Raw genomic sequence first — 19,985 nt, forward strand, 5'->3', positions numbered from 1 at the left:
CCGCAGGCTGCGATCTTTTGATCTTGACCCTTCAAAGCCAAATAGCATCCCACAAGGGATAATCACCCACCCGTTTCACCAGTCCCGCACGCAACGGATTCATGACGATGTAACGTGCGGCATCCTTCAGGTCTTCATCACGCCGTAATGCCCGGTCGTAATACCCTCGCTGCCACAGGCGACCTTGATCGCCGCGCATAAGATTGATCGAACGGCTGCTTCTGGATTTGATGCGGCACATCAGTTCGGCCAAAGTTCCGTTGTGCAGTTCCAGCAACCAATGCAGATGGTCTGGCATCACCACCCAGGCCATTGATGTGATGGCCGAGGTTTTATCGGCACAACGCAACTGATCAACCACCAACCTGCCCAACCGCCAATTGGCGAACACCGGCTCTCGTTGATGAGCGACAGCGGTCAGCAGATAAATACGACCAGATTCCGAAAATCGAGCTTTGCGCAGACGACATCCATTTGCAGCGACAGGCATTCCTTGCCCTCCTTGAAATGTATTGGTAGATGAACGTTAGTCGTTAGCGCGCAAGCCATGGATGAAAGGATTTACGGAATATTTCGAATGAGTTGAAACCATCGCGGTACCCCCGCGCTTACGCGGGTGTACACAACCCCTGTAGGAGCTGCCGAAGGCTGCGATCTTTTGATTTTCGACGTCAGTTGAGTGGTTAAAGATCAAAAGATCGCAGCCTTCGGCAGCTCCTACGCCGACCGTGTTCCCCGGCCTATCTGCACGATCATGAGCGTTCGTGGTCGTAATCTTCACAGACCGGCGCATGACTGCGCCGCCGTACACGTGGAGACCCAATGAGCCAGGACGTCCTGACCACCGAAACCAATCGCCGTCAGTTGCAGCAGATCATCGCCGGTCTGTCCGACGGGGTGATTCTGCTGGAACTCGACCAAACCCTTCTCTGGGCCAATGACGCCGCGCTGGCCATGCACGGCGTTGGGCAGATCAGCGAGCTGGGCGCCAATGCCAGGGAATACGCCAAGCGCTTCGCCTTGCGCTATCGCAATAATCATCCCGTGCCGGCCGACAATTACCCGATCAACCGCGTGGCCCGTGGCGAGACGTTCAGCGATGTGTTGGTGGAAGTGACGCCGGCAGACGACGAAGAGCGCACCTGGGTTCACAGCATACGCAGCATGGTGCTGGCCGACAGTGGCGGAGAGCCGGAGTCGCTGGTGTTGATCATGGACGATGTCACGGAGTGGGCCAGCGCCGAGCAGCGTTTCGAAAAGACCTTCAATGCCAACCCGGCGCCTGCAGTGATTTGTCGCCTCAGCGATTTGCGCTACATCAAGGTCAACCCGGGCTTCCTGGAGATGACCGGCTATGCCCGTGATCAGGTGATCGGCAGTTCGACCTATGAACTGGACGTGCTGGAGGGCGCCGAAAACAGGGACCTGGCCAAGCAGCGGTTGCGTGACGGGGCGACCATTCCGCAAATGCAGGCGGAGTTGCAATTGTTTGGGGGCGGCAGCAAACAGGTGATCGTCGCGGGTCAGCCCCTTGAGCTCAACGATGAAGCTTGCATGCTGTTTTCCTTCGTGGACATTGAGCCTCGGCACAAGGCTGAAGTCGCCCTGCGCCAGAGTGAGGAGCGTTTTGCCAAGGCCTTTCGCCTGACCCCGGTGCCCATTCTGGTGTGCAGCGCTGGTGATCAGGTGGTGCTGGACGTCAATGAGGCCTTTCTCTGCACCTTCGCGTATCCCAGTGAGGAAGTGCTCGGCAAGACCATCGCGGAGATCGATTTCATCCAGGACAAAGGCGCACGTACACGGCTGTTCGCGGCGCTTGAGAAAACCGGGAGCCTGGATCGCATCGATGTTCGTGTGTGTAAAAAGGACGCCGAACTGATCGACTGCGCGGTGTCGGCGGATACGGTGAACATTCAGGACGATCCTTGTTATCTGATTGTGTTGATGGACATCACTGAACGTAAACGCACCGAGCTGGAGCTGGTGTCGGCGATCGAAGAAGTGATGAAGGATGCCTCCTGGTTCAGCCGAACGCTGATTGAAAAGCTCGCCAACGTGAAGAGCGTCAACTCGCCGAAGCTGCCCAGCGTGTCCTTTACTGACCTGACGGCCCGGGAGCGCGATGTGCTCGGCCTGATCTGCGAAGGCCTGGCTGACAAGGAAATTGCCGCGCGACTGAAACTGGCGCCCAACACGGTGCGCAATCATGTGTCGACGGTGTATTCCAAGCTGGATGTGCACAGTCGAAGTGAGGCGATTGTCTGGGCTCGTGAACGTGGTTTGTTCTCCAGTGAATGGCGACCCAAGGGGCAACGGTAAGGTGCAAATGCACTAGTGGCGGCGGTGCAAATTCATGTGTTGGTCGGGGGCGTCGGTTCTTAGGCTGTAAGGGTGCGATACGAGCATTCGAATCGTTATTGCGTCCTCATTGAAACAGCCAAGGAACAGTCACATGAGTAACGAACAGTTCAAGGGTGCGGTCGCTTTTGCGCCGCGGCCACGGTGAACCGGATGATTTATCTGGCGCAATTGCGCACTCAACTTGAGCGGAGTTTCTCGCCGCTGGCCTGCGATTGCAGTGTGACGGGTGATAACTCATTGACGGTAAAACTCTATCATCCGGTGTCGGGGCAGGTGGACCTGGTGGTCAGCGGCTTGAACGTGGCGACGCTGCGTACGCCTGAAGCGGTGACCGCTTTGGTTGAAGAGCTGCGCTATGAACTGGAGAGCAACACCCTGCATCGCCCCGAGACGTCGTAAACCTGCTGATCACTGACTGATGCACGCAACTCCCGTGGACTTTCCAGCGTTGTTTTGTTGTCACACGAATGTGTACATCACTTATCGCGGGTCAACCTATGAAAAGTCTTGGGAAACGCGTTTTCGCACCTCTGCCGCTCGTACTCTGCGCGGCGATTCTCGGTGGCTGTGCCAGTCCGCCGCCACCCCCTCCCGCCGCACCGCCACCACCCCCAGTACGCACCTGCCAGACCAGTGAAAACACTGATGTGCAAGGCGATATGAGGGCTGAAGGGCAGGTGACACGGGTCACGACGGCGACCCGCTGCATCACTCAGTAAGCGCCAACAGTTTGCGCATGCCACCAGCGGCTCTGTGCTGCTGGCGGCACCTACTGAGTGGCGGTTCAGACTTCCTCGATCCTGACCCATCGCGATTCCTGCGCCGCCAGGCGAATCGCCGTCGCCAGGCGTTCGACTTCCCACGCCTGTTCGAAATCCGTCCCGCCCTGAGATGAGCCTGCCAGTGCCATCACCAGATCATGCACTTCCAGCGTCTTGAGTTCGTTGTAACCCAATTGATGACCTGCGGCCGGGCTGAACGCCGCATAACCCGGCAGGCTCGGGCCTGCCAGCAATCGCTGGAAACCGTCCTGACCGGCACGGAACAGGCGCAGCTCATTCAAACGTTCCTGATCGAACGCCAGCGTGCCTCGGGTGCCGCTGATTTCGAAACTGAGGTGATTCTTGTAACCGTGCTTGAGCCAGCTGCTGCTGAACGTCCCTCGGGCGCCGTTGGCAAACCGCAGCAGGGCGTGGACCTGATCGTCGACCGCGATGGTGCGTTGTTCCTGACTGCCAACCGTAGCAGGACGCTGCCGGTGCACGGTCTGGGTATCGGCGCACACCGCTTCGACATCACCCACCAGATACCGGGCCATGGCCAGCAAATGACTGCCCAGATCTGCCAACGCACCGCCAGCATGCTCGGCGTCGCAACGCCAGGACCAGGGTGACGCAGGATCGGCCATGAAGTCTTCGCTGAACTCACCCTGGAAACTGATGATCTGCCCCAGTTCGCCGTTCTCGATCAGTTCTCGAGCCTGCCCAATGATCGGGTTGTGCTGATAGTTGTAACCCACCCGCGTGACCACGCCCGCCGCTTTGGCCGCCAGACGCATGGCGTTGGCTTGTTCGAGATTCACCGCCAGAGGTTTTTCGCAATACACCGGTTTGCCGGCGGCAAGGGCGGCCATGACCATGGGGTAGTGCAGGTGATTGGGCGTGGTGATGGCGATCAGGTTGACCTTTGGGTCATCGATCAGTTGCTGCCAGTCGCTGTGGGTGGTTTCGAAACCCCAGGCGTCGGCGCAGTGACGGGCGCGCTGTGGATCGGCGTCGGCCAAAGCGGCGAATTTGAGCTTCAGGGGGAGTTCGAAAACGGCGCTGACGTTGCGAAACGCCAGGGCATGGGCGCGGCCCATGAAACCTGTGCCGATGAGGCCGATTCCGAGTTCACGCATAGCGGGGATCCTTTGGTTTATTGTTTTCAGAAGGGCTATTAATAGAATATAAATATCTATAAATCAATATATGGAATAAATATTCCAGCTTGTGTTTTCTACGCGTAATTGAGATTTTTATAGCGATTTGTTCTAGAAGAACTGTCAATTCTGACAGTTCCATGGGAATGGCGTTTTGATGATAGTCGAGTGGTCAGTCTTATCAATGCCACCGCCGATTATCGAGACAACGCCATGACCATCGAACTCAAAACCGGATTAGCTGAAGTAGGTCCTGTGTACATCTGCCACGGTGCTCAGGGTGACCGCTGTCATACACTCAAATTTGCAGGTATAGAAGACAGCCCTTGGGTGAATCATGGCGTGAGCCTAAATCACGCTACCGGCGAATCGTCGCTGATCATCGCTGATCCCGAATACGGTGATCCCCAGGAACTCAAAACGGACGGCGCCGAGTGGAAGCTCAACTGTCCAGTCGATGGCACGGATCGCGATTTCGAGTTCTGGGTACAAAGTGAGTTCACGGCCGTGCCATACAAGATCCCGATGCGATTGGGGCACTATCGTCGTGAGATTCAGGCCAGACGTGCCCCGATCGGTGCTCCGGTGAAGGGGGACCAAGTGACCGCAGAAATTACGGTGGGGTCGTTCTACACAAAAACACGCCTGGAAGGCGTTGAGGTAGTGTGGAAAATTGACGGAAATACGGAGGAAACCATTCCCACATCGAGCTCAGGCATTAGTCAGTTCGACTACACATTCACTACTGCGGGCGAGAAGACGATCACGGCCAACTTCCATAGCCCGTATGACGACACTTGGGTCGAGGAGTCGTTTAAAGTCACGGTTTATGAGAAAAGCCCCTGGGAAGAGGCCAAATTGTTCATCAACGGTAATGAAGTGCAATGGAACTCGGACATTGCGTTGTTTCGTGGACAGGTAAACGACGTGATGGTGGAAGCCGCACCGGCAATCGCAAAGCAGATAAAACTGGAATTGGTTGAGGATAGTGACCTGAATATCGAGGTGTCTCCTGATGCCTGGGTCGATCCAGTCAATGACAAGTTCAACTGGAAAGTCACGCCGGCCGATGGCAAGAGTGGCCGTGTCACCCTGGTTTTTTTGAGCCTGGACGTGCTCTTGCCGTGGGAGCGCCGAAGCCTGGTGTTATCAGCCAACCTTGCCGATGAGGTGGATGAGGTCAGAGTGGGAGGGGTCGACTACCCGGCCAGCGGTATTGTGTTGTTCAGAGATGTGGTTCAGACCGTCACATTGACCTACAAGCCGGGCAGCCCGCTGCAAGGCTACCCGTTGGAACTGAAAGGGACGGTGCTCACCGGACTGGATCCCGCCAACCTGGTGGTGACCGCTACCACACCTCATGCCTGGACGGTCAAGGCCTCAACCAAGAGCGGCACCTTCAAGCTGGATCTGACAGGGGCGAACATGACCGCTGGCATGACGCTGCCCGAGAGCAAGGTGCTGTCGCGCAATCTGGCGGATGAGGTGGATAACGTCAGAGTGGGAGGTGTCGACTACCCGCTTAGCGGCATTGTGTTGTTCAGAGATGTGGCTCAGACCGTCACATTGACCTACAAGCCGGGCAGCCCGCTGCAAGGCTACCCGCTGGAGCTGAAAGGGGAGGTGATCGACGGGCTGGATCCCGCCAACCTGGTGGTGAGCACCACCGCCACACCTCATGCCTGGACGGTCAAGGCCTCAACCAAGAGCGGCACCTTCCGGCTGCATCTGACGGGGGCGAACATGACCGCTGGCATGACGCTGCCCAAGAGCAAGGTGCTGTCGCGCAATCTGGCGGATGAGGTGGATAACGTCAGAGTGGGAGGTGTCGACTACCCGCTTAGCGGCATTGTGTTGTTCAGAGATCTCCCGCAAAGCATCACATTGACCTACAAGCCGGGCAGCCCGCTGCAAGGCTACCCGTTGGAGCTGAAAGGGACGGTGCTCACCGGACTGGATGCCACCAACCTGGTGGTGACCGCCACCACACCTCATGCCTGGACGGTCAAAGCTATCACCAAGAGCGGCACCTTCAGGCTGGATTTGACGGGGACGAACATGACTGCTGGCATACGGCTGCCCGTCAGCAAGGTGCTGTCGCTCAACCTGGCCGACGAGGTTGTGGTCAAGATCGGCGCGGCAGACATTCCTGCTGAAGGCAACGTGTTCTTCAGGGGGCAGGCTCAGGTCGTTACGCTGACCCCCAAACCTGGCAGCCCGATCGCCGGATATCCGGTGACACTGAAACGTACGGTTAACAGTCCACTGCTCCTGACTGACGTAATCAGTGTGCCGGCGTTCGACGTGGCGCAAACCGAACATAAATGGAGCGTCACCGGGTCAAACAGAAGCGGAACCTTCCAGCTGAGTTTGGTGGGTGCGGGCATGACCATCCCGATCATGGTGGCACGTAGTACGTTGCTGTCGACTACGTTGGCCGACGAGATGCTTCTTGAGTTCGAGGGGGCTCCCCTTACACCTCCTGCCTTTCCATCGCGAGGGGGCACTTATAGAGTTACGCTGAAACCCAAGGGCTCAAGCCCGATAGCAGGCAAACAGGTGACCCTGGAATTTAAGGCGCCGCCCACCGGGTTAGGCGTAACGCTCAGCCCAGGTAACTCCCAGCCCCTCCTGCCGGCGGGTGCTAACTGGACACTGGTATGTGGGAATCTAAAGGATGGGGATTTCATTGTTGTAGCGAAAGTTGCAGGTGTAACAGTCGGGACCCTGGAAGTTCTGATGAAGCTGGCGCATAACGAATTGGCCATTGCGTTGGAATCGTACGATGTCAGTCCGGTTTTTGGCTCGAATGCGAAGTTTGTTGCTGTTGTCAGTTCCGCCAAACTGCCCAACGAAAAAATTGTAGGTGCGGACGTAAATTTCAAGTTCGGTGCGGTGGCTCCGCAGACCAAGAAAACTGTCGCGGGCGGTAAGGCGGAGTTTAATGTTATTGCACAGCCCTTGGGGCCGATTGATCTAAGTGTTGCAACTACAGGCGGGAATGGAAAAACTGTTTCGGCGACGGGGAAAGTTACTGTAGCTGATAATCGATTGGAATCGGTAAGGATGTCTGTCATCTGGGCGGAGTTTGTGGAGCAATTAATTCCTAATGGAGGGGTTTTTACGCCTATTCGCTCAAGACCCTACAATTTCGTGTTGCTGGACGAAGGAAAAATATTTAACAATAATTTTAATATTTTATGTGAAAGTGATGGGGCGCTTCCAGTTGTCGGTGTACGCCAACCTCTAGGTGACATAACGTTTTGGTCTTTTGACTTTACTCGAATGAGTCGGGATGTGAGTGTTACTGTGACTGCTCCTGGTTTTGGTGGAAGCATAGGTGTTACTTTTGTTTATGGCGATGTAACTGTGAACCCGGTGAGTTCTCAAGAGGATGACAATACAGGGGGCTAATATAAATACAGGCATCCCATTCGTCTGGAAACAAAAGGCAGCCCACGGCTGCCTTTTGTTCATCCGGCGAAACGAATCAGGACAAGAACCCCCCATCCACATTCAACGAAACCCCAGTCGTATAACTCGAAGCATCACTCGCCAGATACAACACCGCTCCGGCCATTTCACTCGGATCCGCCACCCGCTTCAGCGGAATCTGCGCCAACGCCGTCTTCAAAATCGCATCGTTCTTCACCAGCGCCGAAGCAAACTTGGTATCCGTCAGCCCGGGCAACAACGCGTTGCAACGAATCCCGAACTGCGCACATTCCTTGGCAAAGACCTTGGTCATGTTGATCACCGCAGCCTTGGTCACCGAGTAGATGCCCTGGAAGATTCCCGGCGAGATGCCGTTGATCGACGCCACGTTGATGATGCTGCCGCCGCCGTTGTCGCGCATCAGCTTGCCGGCTTCCACGGACATGAAGAAGTAGCCGCGGATGTTCACGTCGACGGTTTTCTGGAAGGCGCTGAGGTCGGTGTCCAGCACGTTGCAGAATTGCGGGTTGGTCGCGGCGTTGTTGACCAGGATGTCCAGGCGGCCGAACTGTTCGCGGATGCCGGCGAAGACCTGGCTGATCTGTTCCATTTCACCTATGTGGCACGCGACGGCGGTGGCTTTGCCGCCGGCGGCGATGATGGCGTCGGCGACGTGCTGGCAGCCGTCGAGTTTACGGCTCGAGACGATCACGTGCGCGCCTTGCTGGGCCAGCAGTTTTGCGATGGCTTCGCCGATGCCGCGGCTGGCGCCGGAGACGAAAGCGATCTTGCCGTCGAGGTCGAACAACTGAGTCTTGGACATGGGTTTTCCTTGTTATTGGAGGGCCTTTGTTGAGGCAATCAGGACGCGATCAGAGCGTAGATTTCTGGATGACCTGCAAACTCATCTGCTCCAGCAGTTTGTTCATGTGAATGAACTGCGCGAAGCGTTTGTCCTGGGTCTGACCATGGAAGAAGCGGTAGTAGATCTGCTGCACGATGCCGGCCAGGCGGAACAGGCCGTAGGTGTAGTAGAAGTCGAAGTTGTCGATCTGGATGCCTGCGCGTTGGGCGTAGTAATCGACGAATTCACGGCGGGTCAGCATGCCCGGCGCGTGACTCGGCTGGCGGCGCATCAGTTGCACCGGCGCCGGGTCGCCGGCTTCGATCCAGTAGGCGAGGGTGTTGCCCAGGTCCATCAGCGGATCGCCGAGGGTGGTCAGTTCCCAGTCGAGCACGCCGATGATCTGCATCGGGTTGTTCGGGTCGAGGATGACGTTATCGAAGCGGTAGTCGTTGTGCACGATGCTCGACGTCGGGTGATCGTCCGGCATCTTGTCATTGAGCCACGCCTTGACCACTTCCCACTGCGGTGCGTCGGGAGTCAGGGCTTTTTCGTAGCGGTCGCTCCAGCCTTTGATCTGCCGCGCCACATAACCTTCGGGTTTGCCAAGGTCGCCCAGGCCATAGGCTTTGTAATCGACCTGGTGCAGTTCAACGAACTTGTCGATGAAACTCTTGCACAGGGCTTCGGTTTTCGCCGAATCCAGACCCAGCTCCGGTGGCAGTTCGGCGCGCAGGATGATCCCCTTGACCCGTTCCATCACGTAGAACTCGGCGCCGATCACCGACTCGTCGGTGCAGTGCACGTAGGCCTTGGGGCAGTACGGAAAGCCTTCGCGCAGTTGATTGAGAATGCGAAATTCACGGCCCATGTCATGGGCGGACTTGGCCTTGTGGCCAAACGGTGGCCGACGCAGGACAAACTCCTGTTCGGGGTATTCCAGCAAGTAGGTGAGGTTCGATGCACCGCCGGGAAACTGGCTGATCTGCGGCAAGCCACTGAGGCCCGGAATGTGAGCCTTGAGGTACGGATCGATCAGGCTGGCATCGAGTTCTTCGCCGGTGCGGATACGGGTGGACTGGTCAGTAAGCGCCATGCTTATCCCTTCTGCTTATTCTGGAGGCCTGAGACTATTGGCTAATCTAATGCGCGCACCCGGCACCCACAACCACGATCGGCCCTTATAGGTGAGCGTGTTGCCGGGCAATCATTGCTTTTGATACACCTGTTTGAATTTCCTCACAGCATTGCCTGGTTCGCCGAGGTTGGCAGGTCGATAGGGGTGAGGACCGGTTCGCCAGAAAAGAACGCCATCAGGTTACGGCCGACCAGCTCGACCGTGCCCTTGGTTGCTTCCGGTGACAGGCCTGCGACATGGGGCGTCAGGATCACATTGCTCAAGGCCTTCAGCGCGTCCGGTACCTGAGGTTCGTGATCGAAGACATCCAGTGCCGCGCCGGCAATTCGGCGTTGCTCCAGCGCGCTGATCAAATCGGCGGTCACGACGACACTGGCCCGCGCGATGTTGACGAGGAATCCGTTAGGGCCCAGAGCGTCCAGCACCGATCGGTTGATCAGGTGTTTGGTGCCAAGCCCGCCAGGTGTGGCGACCACGAGAAAGTCCGAGGCGCGTGCGAGTTCGGTGGGGGTCGAGCAGAAACTGTAGGGGATGTCGCTGCGGTGCTGGCGGTTGTGGTAGCTCACCGTCATGTCGAAACCGTTGGCGGCGCGTTTAGCGATGGCCATGCCGACGGCGCCGAGGCCGAGGATGCCCAGGCGCTTGCCAGCCAGGGAGGGGCGCATGATTTTCGGCCATTCACCCCGGCGCACGGCGGCGTCGCAACGAGGGATGTCACGCACCAGCGACAGCAGCATCGCCATGGCATGGTCGGCGACCGAGGAGGCATTGACGCCGGCGCCATTGGTGACCGTAATGCCTCGGTCGGCGGCGGCTTGCAGGTCGACGTGTTCGTAACCGGCGCCGATCACGCAGATGATCTTGAGCGCGGGCAGTGCAGCGATTTCATCGGCGTACAGCCCTAACGGACCGCGGGTCAGTACCGCGTCGATCCTCGCGCCATGGGTCGCGATGGCTTGGGCGCGCTCGGCGGGGGTGGGGGCGAGAATCAGGTGAAAACCCTGATGTTCGAGAATCGGCAGGTAATCATTGATGGTTTCAACCAGTACCAGAACGGTTGCGGGCATGCTGGGCTCCTGTGGGCAACGGAATGTCGAGGCTCGAACGTCGCTTCAGATTGCTGATTACGCAACGATTTGGCAATGACCAAGAGTCGTACACGCTGTTGTTCAGACTGTTGCATCCCCGGATGTCAGAAATTTCCGGGACGCGTCGAGAATTTCATCGGACAGGGCGTCACCGCGGGTAGCGCGGGCGAGGGTCAGCGCACCGACCATCAACGAATAATCGACCAGCGCTTTTTGCCGGTTGATCTCGGGTTGGTCCGAGCCCATCAGCGGGACCAGCATCTGCAGCAACGCCTCCAGGCCTTGAGTGTAGGTCTGGTGCACGCCACTTTCAGCCGCTTCATGGCACATATCGCCGGCAAACGCCGTCACCGGGCAACTTTCGCCCGGATTGTCGCGATTGGCCGCCGACAGGTACGGCGCGATGATGCGCTCACGTGCCGAGAGGCTGTCGTCGTTGTCTTCGATTTTCTGCTTCCAGCGCTCCATCGATTGAGTGAACGCCCGAGCGCACGCCTCTTGGGCCAGCGCTTCCTTGGATTCGAAGTGGCCATAGAAACCGCCATGGGTCAGGCCGGCCGCCCCCATCACATCGACGACGCTGATCCCGTGCAGGCCGCGTTCGCGGAACAGGCGCGTGGCGGCCTCGACGATGATCTCGCGGTTGAGTTCGGCTTGTTTGCGGGAGACTCGAGGCATGGCGGCTCACAGAGGTAGAGGTGGATAGATGACTGCCATCATAGGGAACTGTGGGGTGCGTGTCAGGTAGCCGCTTTCGCTACGACTGTCGGCCCCACCGTAGGATTTTTCTTGCCCGATTGCAGGACGTAGACCCCACCAAGAATCAGCAGCATCGCCAGCAAGTCCAGGCTCTTGATCGGTTCGCCGACCAGCAGCGTGCCAATCAACAGTGCGATCACCGGCGGGATGTAAGTGACGCCCGAAGCGGTGAGGGCGCCCAGCCGTTGCACGATGAAGTAATAAAGGATGTAGGCGATGCCGGTTCCGGCCAGCCCCAGGCCCAATACGACGCCGACCAGCGCCACCGGGTCGAACGTGATGTGCGACATGCCGTGCATGTCGGTAATCAAGGCGATCAGCACCAACGCGAAACCGATCTGGTAGGTCGACAGCGCCAGTGGCGACAGGCCCAGCAGCATGATGAAGCGCCTGGCGTAAACGAACGAGCAACCCACGCTCAGCGAACCGGCAATCATGTACAGCACGCCGCTGACATCGACGCCGGCGGTCAGGCTGTTCCAGGGCCGGGCAATCAGAATCACCCCGATAAACCCAAGGAAAATGCCGAACGCTGTGCGGGAGTTCAGTGGTTCGGCGCGCAGGAACAGCCACGCGGTCACGAAGGAAAACAACGGGATCGCGCCACTGAGCATCCCGGCCACGCTGGACAGCAACAGCGAGGTGCCTTTGGCGAAGGCGTAGTAGTAAATCACCGTCGCCAGTAGCGCCATGACCAGAAAGTGATGACTGTGCCGCAGGTGCGACCAGCTCAGGCTTCGACGATAGAACGCGAAAGCCAGGATGGGCAGGAACCCGAACAGCACCCGCAGAAATACAATTTGTGTGGGCGTAATCCATTCGGCCGCCCACTTCATGAAAATGAAATTGGTGCCCCAGATCAGTCCGAGCAGGGCGAACGCGATATACGCGGCCTGTTTCATGAGCTGTCCTCCAAGGACAATGTGGCGACGATTAGCCAGCGAACTGCCCAATGCCATTACCAAACGACCAGTTCTCGCGCTTGACCTCCACCAGATTGATGAAGACATCTTCCAGGCGAACGGCCAGTTCGGTGTTCAGGCTTTCGGCGATCGTTTTGTAGAGCAGTTTTTTCTGCTCGGTGGTGCGACCTTCCATCAAGGTGATCTGGATGATCACCAGGTTGTCCGTGCGACGGATGCCCATGAAGGTCGGGTCAAAAATGAAGTGGCTCTCGTCGTGTTCGGCGAGGATCTGGAAGTTATCGTTCTCGGGGACACCTATGGTGGTGTGCATCGCAGTGTAGATCAGTTTGCCGATGCGCTTGGCGAAGCTCGGGTCGGGATTCTTTTTGATATCGATGCGAACGAGTGGCATGAGTGGCTCCGCGGGATGAGGGCTGCCGGTCAGCAGGTGTATCGAAAATACATGGCGTTAATCCTTTATTAAATAGATTTTTTAAAACATCTATTTAATTCGGACGCAAGGGCGCCAATACTCAGGGTGGGAGCGAGCCTGCTCGCGATAGCGGTGGGTCAGTCGGCATCGATGCTGATGAAGTCGCAGCCATAAGCCACAACTGGCTGGCATTTAGAGGCGATCAGGTGGCGTACTGGGCAACGCCGTTGCCAAACGACCAATTCTCTTTCTTCACTTCCACCAGATTGATGAAAACATCCTCCAAGCGCACTGCGAGTTTGGCATTCAGGCTATCGACGATGGTTTTGTAGAGCCGTTTTTTCTGCTCGACAGTGCGGCCTTCACTCAGGGTGATTTGAATGACCACCAGATTGTCCGTGCGCTTAATGCCCAGGTATTGGGTGTCATAAATGAAGTGATGCTCATCGTGCTCCGCCAGGATCTGGAAATTATCGTGATCCGGCACGCCGATGGCGCTGTGCATGGCGGCGTAGATCAACTGGCCGACACGTTTGGCGAAAGTAGGGTCCTGATGTTTTTTGATGTCGACGCGAACCAGTGGCATGAGGGGGCTCCGGTTGGAATGCAGGTCACTTCAAGATAGATGATGGGAGAACTTATCAAGTGTTGGCAGCTGTCAGGTGACTCAGGCAAGCACGCCAAAAATGTGGTGGCTCATCTGATCCGTACAACCACTCTTCAGCTAAGTCTTTGCTTCTGCTCATTAATCCCGGACAATCGCGCCCCTGTTTCGGCCAGGGCGCTGCCTGTCGGATTTTTCCGACTCGTCCTGACCGGGTAGCAACTGACCGGAATGCGGAGATCCCACCGGATGAATGATCAGGCCAATAGCGTCGACGAACGCTATGTAGCGACGACACCAGCGACGCTTGAGAGCTGGAATCGCCATGACACCACCTGGATGCTGGGCCTGTTTGGCACGGCCATCGGGGCCGGCACCCTGTTTTTGCCGATCAACGCGGGTCTGGGCGGCTTCTGGCCGTTGCTGATCCTGGCGGTGTTGGCATTTCCCATGACGTTTTACGCGCACCGCGGCCTGACCCGCTTCGTGTTGTCCGGACGCGAGGGCGCGGACATCACCGAAGTGGTGGAAGAACACTTCGGGATTACGGCCGGTGCGCTGATCACCTTGCTGTACTTCTTCGCGATCTTCCCGATCCTGCTGATCTACAGCGTGGCCCTGACCAACACCGTGGGCAGTTTCCTCGAGCATCAGTTGCACATCATGCCGCCACCGCGCGCCGTGCTGTCCTTCGTTCTGATCCTCGGCCTGCTGGCGGTGGTGCGTTGCGGCGAGCAAGCCATCATCAAGGCCATGAGCCTGATGGTGTATCCGTTCATCGTTGCGCTGTTGTTTCTCGCGGTGTTCCTGATTCCGCACTGGAACGGCGGCATCCTGGCCACCGCTTCGACGCTGCCTGAGCCGTCGGCGCTGCTGCACACCCTGTGGCTGGCGATCCCGGTAATGGTGTTCTCGTTCAACCACTCGCCGATCATTTCGGCGTTCGCGGTGGACCAGAAGCGTCGCTACGGCGATCACGCCGAAGAGCGCAGCTCGCAGATCCTGTCCCGCGCCCACGCCTTGATGGTGGTGATGGTGCTGTTCTTCGTCTTCAGTTGTGTGCTGACCCTGTCGCCGGCACAATTGGCCGAAGCCAAGGCGCAGAACCTGTCGATTCTGTCGTACCTGGCCAATCACTTCAGCAACCCGACCATCGAGTTCGCGGCGCCGTTGATTGCTTTTGTGGCAATTTCCAAGTCGTTCCTGGGGCACTACATCGGTGCCAGCGAAGGCCTTAAAGGCCTGATCGTGAAAAGTGGAAAGCGCCCGGCGCCGAAAACGCTGGACCGCATGACCGCGGCTTTCATGCTGGTGGTTTGCTGGATCGTTGCAACGCTTAACCCGAGCATTCTCAGGATGATCGAAACCCTCGGTGGCCCGATCATCGCGGCAATCCTGTTCCTGATGCCGATGTACGCGATCCGCAAGGTGCCGGCCATGGCCCGTTATCGCGGGCAGGCGTCCAATGTCTTCGTGACGGCGGTGGGCTTGGTGGCGATTTCGGCGTTGATCTATTCGCTGACAGCTTGAGTTTGAATGACAACTAATGTTTCTGTGGGGCTCTGAGTCCGCTATCGCGAGCAGGCTCGCTCCCACAGGGATTGTGCGGTCCGTGTGGGAGCGAGCCTGCTCGCGATTAGGGCGACTCGGTCCTCAGGTAAGCCAGGCAGTGAGTCCCTCATTGGTTAAGGCACAAAAAAACGCTCGATACCTGACCCAGAGCCGACATTTCGTGCGCTCAGCGATTAAGCTTGAGGCTGCATAAACGCGTTGTAGAGCGTTTGCCGAGGACTTTTCCCGGCCAGTCCATCTTTCTCGGAGACACTTCATGGCTCAGGCTCACGGTACATCGGCGCAACTGCGTGTCGATACGCCTAACCGTTGGCAGGATGTGTTGGCCGGACTATCGATTGCCGGTTTGTTGTTGCCTGAGGCGGTCGCCTATTCAAGCATTGCCGCGCTGCCGCCACAGACCGGTGTGATTGCACTGTTTGCCGGTCTGCTGTGCTACGGGCTGTTCGGCACCAGCCGTTTCGCCATCGTCTCTGCGACCTCGTCTTCGGCGGCGGTACTGGCCGCCGCCACCGCCACGTTGGCCGACGGTGATTCAGCCCTGCGTATGTCCCTGGCGGTCGGTCTGGTGCTGGTGACCGGCGGCTTTTTCCTGTTGGCCGGGTTGTTCAAGCTCGGCAGCGTGACGTCGTTCATTGCCAAACCGGTGTTGCGCGGCTTTGCGCTGGGCCTGGCGCTGACCATCATTCTCAAGCAGGTGGCGAGCATCGTTGATGTGCACCTGAGCAACGGCAACCTGATCCGGTTCTTGCCGCAGTTGCTGGAGCAACTGCCGCAGTGGAACCGGGTCGGTGCGCTGGTGGCGGCGGTGTCATTGCTGGTGTTGTGGTTGTGCGCGCGCGTCAGGCGTTTGCCGGGAGGTTTGCTGGTGGTGGCGCTCGGCATTGCCGCCGGCCAATGGCTGGATTTGCCGGCGTACGGGGTGAAACTGATTGGCGTGATCGATCTGAGCCTGGAAGTGCCCCGGCTGCCGGTGTTGCCGTTTACCGACTGGCTGCGCCTGGGAGAATTGGCGTTTGCCATGCTGATGATCCTCTATGCCGAATCCTACGGATCGATCACTTCGTTCGCACTCAAACATGGCGACCGGGTTTCTTCGAACCGTGATCTGCTGGCACTCGGTGCGGCCAATCTGCTGTCGGGGCTGTTCCATGGGATGCCGGCAGGCGCCGGTTACTCCGCGACCTCGGCCAACGAGGCGGCGGGTGCCAGTTCACGGCTGGCCGGCGCAGTAGCGGCGGGGGTGGTGTTGCTCATCGTCTTGACGGTGTTGCCTTACATTGCCCTGACTCCCGAGCCGGTACTGGCCGCCATCGTCATTCATGCCTTGGCCCGTGGTTTGAGCCTGCAGCCACTGGGGCGCTATTTCATCTGGCGTCGCGACCGCGTGCTGGTGATCTGCGCGGTGGCGGCGGTGCTGGTCTTGGGTGTGCTTGATGGCTTGTTGGTGGCCGTTGTCATCAGCGTGGTGCTGATGTTGAAGCAGATGTCGTCGGCGGATATTCAGGTGCTCGGGCAAATAGGCAGCGGTCATGAGTTCGTCGACCTGCAACGCCATCCCGAGGCTCGGGAAATTCCTGGCGTGTTGATCGTGCGGCCGAGCGAGGCGCTGTTTTTCGCCAACGTGGAGCGCATTCTCGGCGGGGCATTGCACCTGGCCCGACATGCATCGCCACCCATCCATACAATTATTCTCAGTCTCGAAGAGTCGCCCGATCTCGATGGCACCAGCATCGAAGCGCTGGAAGCGTTTTTTTTACAGGTGCGGGCCGAGGACAAACTGCTGATCCTGGCGCGGCTCAAACACCAGGCTAAAGCGGTGCTCTCGCTTCTACCGGCGCAGGAACTGGCGCAGGTGATTCTGAGTGGGTTGAGTGTCGACGGTGCGGTGCAACAAGCACTCAAGCCGTCCGCATAACCTGGTGGGAGCGAGCTTGCTCGCGATGGCGGTGTATCAGTCAACATTGATATTGAATGTGGTACCGCCATCGCGAGCAGGCTCGCTCCCACAGGGGGGTAGTGCAAATATTAGGGCGTAAAAAAAACGCCGCTCATCTCACGATGGGCGGCGTTTTTCAGAGCGTCGTAACGTTAGGCTTGAACGACCGGGATGTTGGCGTTCGCAGCAGCTTCACGGAACTCGGCGATCTGGTCGAAGGACAGGTAGCGGTAAACATCGGCCGCCATGCTGTCGATCTTGCCAGCGTATTCCATGTACTCCTCGACGGTCGGCAGGCGACCCAGGATGGACGCAACGGACGCCAGCTCGGCCGAAGCCAGGTAGACGTTCGCGCCGTCACCCAGACGGTTCGGGAAGTTACGGGTCGACGTCGACACAACGGTCGAGTTCGGCTCTACACGTGCCTGGTTACCCATGCACAGCGAGCAGCCTGGCATTTCCATGCGTGCGCCGGCCTTGCCGTAGATGCCGTAGTAGCCTTCTTCGGTCAGCTGGTGAGCGTCCATTTTGGTCGGCGGCGACAGCCACAGACGGGTTGGAAGCTGACCCTTGACCTGATCCAGCAGTTTACCGGCAGCGCGGAAGTGACCGATGTTGGTCATGCACGAACCGATGAACACTTCGTCGATCTTCTCACCAGCAACGCTGGACAGCAGACGGGCGTCGTCCGGATCGTTTGGCGCGCAGAGCACAGGCTCCTTGATGTCGGCCAGGTCGATTTCGATGACTTCAGCGTATTCGGCGTCAGCATCGGCAACCATCAACTCAGGGTTGGCGACCCAGGCTTCCATCGCTTGAGCACGACGTTCCAGGGTACGGGCATCGCCGTAGCCTTCGCCGATCATCCAGCGCAGCAGGGTGATGTTCGAGTTCAGGTACTCGGTGATCGACTCTTTCGACAGCTTGATGGTGCAACCGGCAGCCGAACGTTCGGCCGAGGCATCGGACAGCTCGAAAGCCTGTTCGATGCTCAGGTTGTCCAGGCCTTCGATTTCCAGAATGCGGCCGGAGAAGGCGTTCTTCTTGCCTTTCTTCTCGACGGTCAGCAGGCCAGCCTGAATCGCGAAGTAAGGAATGGCGTGAACCAGGTCGCGCAGGGTGACGCCGGGTTGCATTTTGCCTTTGAAGCGAACCAGGATCGATTCAGGCATGTCCAGCGGCATAACGCCAGTGGCTGCGGCGAACGCAACCAGACCGGAACCGGCCGGGAACGAAATGCCCATCGGGAAACGGGTGTGCGAGTCACCACCGGTGCCGACGGTGTCCGGCAGCAGCATGCGGTTCAGCCAGCTGTGGATGATGCCGTCGCCCGGACGCAGGGAAACGCCGCCGCGGGTCATGATGAAGTCTGGCAGGGTGTGGTGGGTGGTCACGTCGATCGGCTTTGGATAGGCCGCGGTGTGGCAGAAGGACTGCATCACCAGATCGGTCGAGAAGCCCAGGCACGCCAGGTCTTTCAGTTCGTCACGGGTCATTGGACCGGTGGTGTCCTGGGAACCGACGGTGGTCATCTTCGGTTCGCAGTAAGTACCTGGACGAACACCTTTGCCTTCTGGCAGGCCGCAGGCCTTGCCGACCATTTTCTGCGCCAGGGTGTAACCCTTGTCGCTTTCAGCCGGTGCTTCCGGCAGCTTGAACAGGGTCGAAGGTGGCAGACCCAGCTCGGTACGAGCCTTCTCGGTCAGGCCACGGCCGATGATCAGCGGGATACGACCGCCAGCACGGACTTCGTCCAACAGCACCGGGGTCTTCATTTCGAAGGTGGTCAGGACTTCGTCGGTGCCGTGTTTGCAGACTTTGCCAGCATGCGGGTACAGGTCGATCACGTCGCCCATGTTCATGTTGGTAACGTCGAATTCGATTGGCAGTGCGCCGGCATCTTCCATGGTGTTGTAGAAGATCGGAGCGATCTTGCTGCCGAAGCAGAAACCGCCAGCACGCTTGTTCGGCACGTTAGGAACGTCGTCGCCGAAGAACCACAGCACCGAGTTGGTCGCCGATTTACGCGAAGAACCGGTACCGACCACGTCGCCAACGTAGGCGATCGGGAAGCCTTGGCCGCGCATTTCTTCGATCTGTTTCATCGGGCCGGTGACGCCTTGTACGTCAGGCACGATGCCGTCGCGAGCCATTTTCAGCATGGCCAGGGCGTGCAGCGGGATGTCCGGGCGGGACCAGGCATCAGGGGCAGGGGACAGGTCGTCGGTGTTGGTTTCGCCGGTGACCTTGAACACGCGCAGGCTGATCTTGTCGGCCAGCACCGGGCGGTTCTTGAACCACTCGCCGTCAGCCCAGGATTGCAGCACGCCTTTTGCGTGAACGTTACCGTTCTTGGCTTTTTCAGCGACGTCGTGGAAGGCGTCGAACATCAGCAGGGTGTGCTTGAGTTCTTCGGCGGCGACTGGCGCCAGCTCGGCGTCGTCCAGCAGATTGACCAGCGTCACGATGTTGTAGCCGCCCTGCATGGTGCCGAGCAGTTCAACAGCGCGCTTCTTGTCGATCAGAGGGGATTTTGCTTCGCCTTTGGCGAGGGCAGATAGGAAACCGGCCTTGACATAGGCGGCTTCGTCCACGCCTGGCGGAACGCGATTGGTGATCAGGTCAACGAGGAAAGCTTCTTCGCCAGCCGGGGGATTCTTCAGCAGCTCAACCAGGCCTGCGGTTTGTTCGGCGTTAAGCGGCTGGGGAACGATACCCAGTGCTGCACGCTCTTCGATATGTTTGCGGTAGGCTTCAAGCACAGTTATTACCCTCATCAGTGGTCCCAAATGGGTGTCCGGGACGCTCATCCCGAAATGGCCGTACTCATGCGCTGCGTGGCGTTGTGGGCCACTTAGCCAGAATTACCGACCATTCCTTACAGAAGCTGCTTTCAAAGTTTTACGCCTGCAGAACGGGGAGCTGATGAGGGTTGGCGTTGGGCTTTTCCCCGCTGGAAAAACCCTTCGCCAACACCGCTCTGAAG

At 58.2% G+C, this 19,985-nt stretch carries 15 protein-coding genes; 5 read left to right on the forward strand and 10 right to left on the reverse strand.

The annotated features are described in order from the left end of the window. Positions 1-31 precede the first annotated feature (31 nt). Positions 32-490 carry an REP-associated tyrosine transposase gene (locus ACYZUD_RS05590; RefSeq protein ID WP_462023008.1) on the reverse strand — a complete coding sequence of 153 codons (459 nt, stop codon included), beginning with the start codon at positions 488-490 and terminating at the stop codon, positions 32-34. Positions 491-822: 332 nt separating this feature from the next. On the opposite strand from ACYZUD_RS05590, the gene ACYZUD_RS05595 reads away from it, so the two are divergent. Both ACYZUD_RS05595 and ACYZUD_RS05600 read left to right on the forward strand, forming a co-directional pair. After that, on the forward strand, positions 823-2,319 hold the full coding sequence (locus ACYZUD_RS05595) for a PAS domain S-box protein (RefSeq protein WP_462023009.1): 1,497 nt from the start codon (positions 823-825) through the stop codon (positions 2,317-2,319). A gap of 192 nt (positions 2,320-2,511) precedes the next feature. Beyond that, positions 2,512-2,760: a DUF1652 domain-containing protein gene (locus ACYZUD_RS05600; RefSeq protein ID WP_462023010.1), complete on the forward strand. Its 249-nt coding sequence runs from the start codon at positions 2,512-2,514 to the stop codon at positions 2,758-2,760. Positions 2,761-3,145: 385 nt separating this feature from the next. Here the strand turns inward: ACYZUD_RS05600 and ACYZUD_RS05605 are convergent, their stop codons facing one another. Beyond that, on the reverse strand, positions 3,146-4,261 hold the full coding sequence (locus tag ACYZUD_RS05605) for a Gfo/Idh/MocA family protein (RefSeq protein ID WP_462023011.1): 1,116 nt from the start codon (positions 4,259-4,261) through the stop codon (positions 3,146-3,148). Between the two features lie 234 nt (positions 4,262-4,495). Here ACYZUD_RS05605 and ACYZUD_RS05610 point away from each other — a divergent pair, with 234 nt between their 5' ends. Beyond that, positions 4,496-7,696: a hypothetical protein gene (locus ACYZUD_RS05610; RefSeq protein ID WP_462023012.1), complete on the forward strand. Its 3,201-nt coding sequence runs from the start codon at positions 4,496-4,498 to the stop codon at positions 7,694-7,696. 76 nt (positions 7,697-7,772) lie between these two features. Here ACYZUD_RS05610 and ACYZUD_RS05615 read toward each other — a convergent pair whose 3' ends face one another. The 7 genes from ACYZUD_RS05615 to ACYZUD_RS05645 form a co-directional block, all read right to left on the reverse strand. Next, entirely contained in the window at positions 7,773-8,540 is a 768-nt protein-coding gene (locus tag ACYZUD_RS05615) for an SDR family oxidoreductase (RefSeq protein WP_392889270.1), read from the reverse strand. A 49-nt stretch (positions 8,541-8,589) separates the two neighbouring features. Continuing rightward, positions 8,590-9,657, reverse strand: coding sequence for a phosphotransferase family protein (locus ACYZUD_RS05620; RefSeq protein ID WP_462023013.1), 1,068 nt, complete (start codon positions 9,655-9,657; stop codon positions 8,590-8,592). Positions 9,658-9,800: 143 nt separating this feature from the next. Next, complete coding sequence (locus ACYZUD_RS05625; RefSeq protein WP_462023014.1) at positions 9,801-10,766, reverse strand: 2-hydroxyacid dehydrogenase; 966 nt, start codon at positions 10,764-10,766, stop codon at positions 9,801-9,803. A gap of 102 nt (positions 10,767-10,868) precedes the next feature. Further along, positions 10,869-11,465, reverse strand: coding sequence for a TetR/AcrR family transcriptional regulator (locus tag ACYZUD_RS05630; protein ID WP_462023015.1), 597 nt, complete (start codon positions 11,463-11,465; stop codon positions 10,869-10,871). A gap of 62 nt (positions 11,466-11,527) precedes the next feature. Further along, positions 11,528-12,448 (reverse strand): DMT family transporter, encoded by a 921-nt coding sequence (locus ACYZUD_RS05635; protein ID WP_462023016.1) that lies wholly within the window; start codon positions 12,446-12,448, stop codon positions 11,528-11,530. 31 nt (positions 12,449-12,479) lie between these two features. Continuing rightward, positions 12,480-12,863, reverse strand: a complete 384-nt coding sequence (locus ACYZUD_RS05640) for a tautomerase family protein (RefSeq protein WP_462023017.1) — start codon at positions 12,861-12,863, stop codon at positions 12,480-12,482. 223 nt (positions 12,864-13,086) lie between these two features. Further along, entirely contained in the window at positions 13,087-13,470 is a 384-nt protein-coding gene (locus ACYZUD_RS05645; protein WP_462023018.1) for a tautomerase family protein, read from the reverse strand. A gap of 267 nt (positions 13,471-13,737) precedes the next feature. Here ACYZUD_RS05645 and ACYZUD_RS05650 point away from each other — a divergent pair, with 267 nt between their 5' ends. Further along, positions 13,738-15,018 (forward strand): serine/threonine transporter, encoded by a 1,281-nt coding sequence (locus tag ACYZUD_RS05650; RefSeq protein ID WP_462023019.1) that lies wholly within the window; start codon positions 13,738-13,740, stop codon positions 15,016-15,018. Positions 15,019-15,316: 298 nt separating this feature from the next. After that, entirely contained in the window at positions 15,317-16,978 is a 1,662-nt protein-coding gene (locus ACYZUD_RS05655; protein WP_462023020.1) for a SulP family inorganic anion transporter, read from the forward strand. Positions 16,979-17,151: 173 nt separating this feature from the next. On the opposite strand, the gene acnB is transcribed toward ACYZUD_RS05655, so the two are convergent. Continuing rightward, positions 17,152-19,761 (reverse strand): bifunctional aconitate hydratase 2/2-methylisocitrate dehydratase, encoded by a 2,610-nt coding sequence (gene acnB, locus ACYZUD_RS05660; protein ID WP_462025188.1) that lies wholly within the window; start codon positions 19,759-19,761, stop codon positions 17,152-17,154. Positions 19,762-19,985 lie beyond the last annotated feature (224 nt).

The sequence above is a fragment of the Pseudomonas sp. XS1P51 genome (assembly GCF_054897845.1).

What these genes read in the sequence shown, in the direction of transcription:
- ACYZUD_RS05600 (WP_462023010.1), top strand. Translation starts at nt 2,512, where the DNA reads ATGATTTATCTGGCGCAATTGCGCACTCAACTTGAGCGGAGTTTCTCG.
- ACYZUD_RS05640 (WP_462023017.1), bottom strand. Translation starts at nt 12,863, where the DNA reads ATGCCACTCGTTCGCATCGATATCAAAAAGAATCCCGACCCGAGCTTC.
- ACYZUD_RS05620 (WP_462023013.1), bottom strand. Translation starts at nt 9,657, where the DNA reads ATGGCGCTTACTGACCAGTCCACCCGTATCCGCACCGGCGAAGAACTC.
- ACYZUD_RS05610 (WP_462023012.1), top strand. Translation starts at nt 4,496, where the DNA reads ATGACCATCGAACTCAAAACCGGATTAGCTGAAGTAGGTCCTGTGTAC.
- ACYZUD_RS05650 (WP_462023019.1), top strand. Translation starts at nt 13,738, where the DNA reads ATGAATGATCAGGCCAATAGCGTCGACGAACGCTATGTAGCGACGACA.
- ACYZUD_RS05590 (WP_462023008.1), bottom strand. Translation starts at nt 490, where the DNA reads ATGCCTGTCGCTGCAAATGGATGTCGTCTGCGCAAAGCTCGATTTTCG.
- ACYZUD_RS05630 (WP_462023015.1), bottom strand. Translation starts at nt 11,465, where the DNA reads ATGCCTCGAGTCTCCCGCAAACAAGCCGAACTCAACCGCGAGATCATC.
- ACYZUD_RS05635 (WP_462023016.1), bottom strand. Translation starts at nt 12,448, where the DNA reads ATGAAACAGGCCGCGTATATCGCGTTCGCCCTGCTCGGACTGATCTGG.
- ACYZUD_RS05615 (WP_392889270.1), bottom strand. Translation starts at nt 8,540, where the DNA reads ATGTCCAAGACTCAGTTGTTCGACCTCGACGGCAAGATCGCTTTCGTC.
- ACYZUD_RS05605 (WP_462023011.1), bottom strand. Translation starts at nt 4,261, where the DNA reads ATGCGTGAACTCGGAATCGGCCTCATCGGCACAGGTTTCATGGGCCGC.
- ACYZUD_RS05595 (WP_462023009.1), top strand. Translation starts at nt 823, where the DNA reads ATGAGCCAGGACGTCCTGACCACCGAAACCAATCGCCGTCAGTTGCAG.
- ACYZUD_RS05625 (WP_462023014.1), bottom strand. Translation starts at nt 10,766, where the DNA reads ATGCCCGCAACCGTTCTGGTACTGGTTGAAACCATCAATGATTACCTG.
- ACYZUD_RS05645 (WP_462023018.1), bottom strand. Translation starts at nt 13,470, where the DNA reads ATGCCACTGGTTCGCGTCGACATCAAAAAACATCAGGACCCTACTTTC.
- ACYZUD_RS05655 (WP_462023020.1), top strand. Translation starts at nt 15,317, where the DNA reads ATGGCTCAGGCTCACGGTACATCGGCGCAACTGCGTGTCGATACGCCT.